Origin of the sequence: Muribacter muris, assembly GCF_004569585.1 — a bacterium.
Classification (GTDB): domain Bacteria; phylum Pseudomonadota; class Gammaproteobacteria; order Enterobacterales; family Pasteurellaceae; genus Muribacter; species Muribacter muris.
Genome location: NZ_SPPA01000092.1, coordinates 1 through 228 on the forward strand (window position 1 = coordinate 1; position 228 = coordinate 228).

1 pseudogene is annotated in these 228 nt (G+C 50.4%); it reads right to left on the minus strand.

Features of this window, described 5'->3' with window-relative positions:
* A pseudogene (locus E4T80_RS12935) lies at positions 1–228 on the minus strand (hypothetical protein); the annotation flags it as partial.

Sequence of the window (228 nt, forward strand, 5' to 3'; positions counted from 1 at the left end):
CTAAAGCGGGTTCTTCCGCAACGGCAGCATCAAATTCAGCATCTGCCGCAGACAGTTCAGCAACTGCTGCTAATTCTTCTGCAAGCGAAGCATCAAGCTCGGCAAGTGCAGCAAACAGCTCTGCAACCAAAGCAGACTCTTCAGCAACTGCCGCATCAAATTCAGCATCTGCTGCAGATAGTTCAGCAAAAGTAGCAAGCACTTCGGCAAGTGCAGCAAACAGCTCTG